Below are 3,638 nucleotides of genomic sequence, written 5' to 3' on the forward strand. Positions count from 1 at the left end.
ACCACCGAAGACCCCCACAGCCTCATCACCACCCAACTCCACTACTGGAAAAACACCCTCCACACACTCCCCGACCTCCTCCCCCTCCCCACCGACCACCCACGACCACCACAACGCACCCTCCGCGGCGGAACCGTCTACTTCGATGTGGATCCGCAGGTCCATTGCCGGCTGTCCGCCCTGTCCGGTGAACACGATGCGACGATGTTCATGGCATTCCATGCGGCGTTCGCGGTGCTGCTCGCCCGGCTCGCCGACAGTTCCGACATCGTGGTCGGTGTGCCTGTCGCCGGGCGCGGCGAACCCGCCCTCGACGACCTCGTCGGGATGTTCGTCGGAACGCTGGTGTTGCGTACGCGGGTGACGGCAGCCGATTCGTTCGCCGACATCCTCGACTCGACCCGCGAGGTCGATCTCGGCGCCTTCACTCACGCCGATATGCCTTTCGAATTGCTCGTCGAGGAGCTCGCCCCCGGCCGTTCCACCGCGCATTCACCGTTGTTCCAGGTTCTCATCGAGTTCGGTCGGGCCGAGTCGATCTCGCTCGAATTGCCCGACCTGACCGTCGAAGCCACCTCTACCGATTTCGGTGCCGCGAAGTTCGACCTCCAGCTCACCCTGCGCGAACACCTCGCCGAAGACGCGTCACCGGCCGGCGTGTCCGCGGCCCTCACCTACGCCGGCGACATTTTCGAGCGCGACACGGTCGAGGACTTCGCGAAGCGATTCGTCCGGATACTCGAGACGATTTCGGCTGATCCCGCACTACCCGTCGGGGACATCGAGATCACCGACGCCGCCGAACGCGACACCATGGCGGCTCGGTGGAACGAGCCCGGCACCGACTCGGGAGCGGACACCCTCGTCGACCGATTTACCGAGATCGTGGCGCGATTCCCCGATTCCGGAGCGCTCACCGTGGACGGCTCGACGACGAAATACTCCGAACTGGCCGCCCGCGTCAACAGCCTGGCACGGTACCTGATCTCGATCGGGGCCGGTCCGGAGTCGGCGGTGGCCGTCGCGCTGCCGCGCTCGCTCGACTCCGTCGTCGCCTGGCTCGCGGTCACCGTGTCCGGAGCCGCGCACCTGCCCCTCGACGTCACGTATCCCGCAGAACGCATGGCGTTCGTACTCGACGACGCGCGACCCCTGTGTGTGCTGACGTCCACCGATTTCGACGACTCCCTGCCGAGCACCACCATTGCGCATGTGCTGCTCGATTCGGACCGAGTAACTGCGTCACTGAGCGGCTTCTCACCGGCTCCTGTCACCGATGCGGACCGACGGTTGCCTGTGACACCGGATTGCGTTGCCTACGTGATTTATACATCCGGGTCGACCGGTCACCCGAAGGGCGTCGTGGTGTCGCACCGCAGCGTCTTGACATTGTTCGCCAACACCCTCGACCGGTTCGGAATCGAGAACTCCGATGTGTGGACCCTGTTCCACTCTTTCTCCTTCGACTTCTCCGTGTGGGAACTGTGGGGCGCACTCCTGCGGGGCGGCAGAGCGGTGCTGGTCGATTACTACACGGCGCGGTCCCCGGAAGCGTTCCTTGCCCTGCTGCGCCGCGAACACGTCACGGTGCTGAGTCAGACTCCCACGGCGTTCTACCAGCTCATCGAGGCTGACAACAGTGCGTCCGAACCCACTGCACCACAGGATGATCTGACTTTGCGGTATGTGATCTTCGGCGGCGAAGCCCTCGATCTCCGTCAACTCGACCGCTGGTACGCCCGTCACGAGGACACTGCCCCGACGCTGGTGAACATGTACGGCATCACAGAGACCACCGTCCACGTGAGCGCGCTGGCACTCGACAGTACGATGGCGGCATCAGCGCGGGCGTCGGTCGTCGGCCGGGCCGTACCCGGGCTGCGCGTCGCCGTCCTCGATCGCCGACTGCACCCTGTCCCGGTGGGAGTGACCGGTGAAATGTACGTCTCGGGAAGCCAGCTCGCACGAGGCTATCTGAATCGGCTCGAACTGACCGCCAGCCGATTCGTGGCAGATCCTGCCGCCCACGGCGCCCGCATGTACCGCACCGGGGACCTCGCCCGATGGAATCGAAGCGGTCAGCTGGAGTATCAGGGCCGCAGCGATTTCCAAGTCCAGCTGCACGGCTACCGCATCGAACCGGGCGAGATCGAGGTCACGCTGCGCCGACACCCCGCGGTAGCGCACGCGGTGGTCCAGGTCCACACGGATGACAACGGAGTAGACCGGCTCATCGGTTACGTCGTACCCGGGGACACCGGTGGAGAATTCGATGTCGAGTCGGTGTTGGAATCGGCCCGTGCCGAGTTGGCTCCGCACATGGTTCCCGCCACTCTCGTCGTCCTCGACCGGTTGCCCCTCACCGCAAACGGCAAACTCGACCGGAAGGCGCTGCCGGCGCCGGACTTCACCGAGCGTGCCACGTCGAGCCGGGCTCCGTCGGTTCCCATCGAGCGGGTACTTACCGGACTGTTCGAGGAGGTTCTCGGGCTGGACACCGTCGGCATCGACGACTCGTTCTTCGCCCTCGGCGGCGACAGCATCATGGCCATCCAGCTGGTGGCACGCGCCAAGGCGGCGGGAATGTTCTTCAGCCCACGCGATGTGTTCGAACGCAAGTCGGTGGCGGCGCTCGCGGAGGTCACCACCATCGCTCAGCCGACAGGGCTCGAGGAGCTTCCCGGTGGCGGAATCGGTCCGCTCCCGTTGACCCCCATCACGCATTGGCTGTTGGAGCGTAGTGGCGACGTGAGCCGGTTCTCGCAGGCTGCAGTCCTGACCGCACCTGAGGGCCTCACCCTCGCCACGCTCGCCGGAACAATGCAGGCGGTGCTGGACCACCACGACATGCTGCGCGGTCGGCTGTGGACTTCGGAGACCGGACCGGCCATGGAGGTGCTCCCCGTGGGATCGATCTCCGCCTCGGACCTTCTGTCCCGCATCGAAACCCACACGGTCGGCGGCCCCGAGTTCGGGACGATACTCAGTGACGAGCTGACCTACGCCGAAGACCGTCTCGATCCTGCCCGCGGGGTCATGCTGCAGGCCGTATGGTTCGACGCCTCCGGCGACGGGCGACTACTGCTGGTGATCCATCACCTGGCGATCGACGGCGTGTCCTGGCGGATCCTGGTACCCGACCTCGCCGCCGCCTGGGAAGACATCACCGCCGGACGCACCCCCGACCTTCCCCGGAACGGGACCTCGATGCGCCGCTGGGCACACGCCCTCGTCGACACCGCACCCCAACGGGCCGGTGAACTCGACCTCTGGCGCCGGATACTCGACGGCCCCGACCCCCTCCTCGGTTCGCGGCCACTCGATCCCGTCCGCGATACCGAGCTGACTACCGACAAGGTCACGATCGACATCCCGCCGGACGTCACCGAAATGCTTCTCCGCGACCTTCCCCGCGCCTTCCACGCCGGTGTCGACGGCGGGTTGTTCACCGGGCTGGCCTTGGCGGTGGCGCGGTGGCGGCGTCTTCATGCTCACCCGTTCGACGAGGTTCTGGTCGGGGTGGAGGGGCACGGCCGGGAAAACAATCTCGTCCCCGGCGCAGACCTCTCCCGCACCATCGGCTGGTTCACCACCATCCACCCCGTCCGACTCGACCTGACCGGCATCGACCTCGACGA

Annotated in this window: 1 protein-coding gene; it reads left to right on the forward strand. The window is 66.1% G+C overall.

All coding sequences use genetic code 11. The features are described from left to right. A partial coding sequence (locus NOF53_RS27355) for a non-ribosomal peptide synthetase (RefSeq protein ID WP_305087376.1) occupies positions 1–3,638 on the forward strand: 3,638 nt, incomplete at both ends.

Source organism: Rhodococcus tibetensis, assembly GCF_024438035.1.
In the GTDB taxonomy this organism is placed as follows: domain Bacteria; phylum Actinomycetota; class Actinomycetes; order Mycobacteriales; family Mycobacteriaceae; genus Rhodococcus_F; species Rhodococcus_F tibetensis.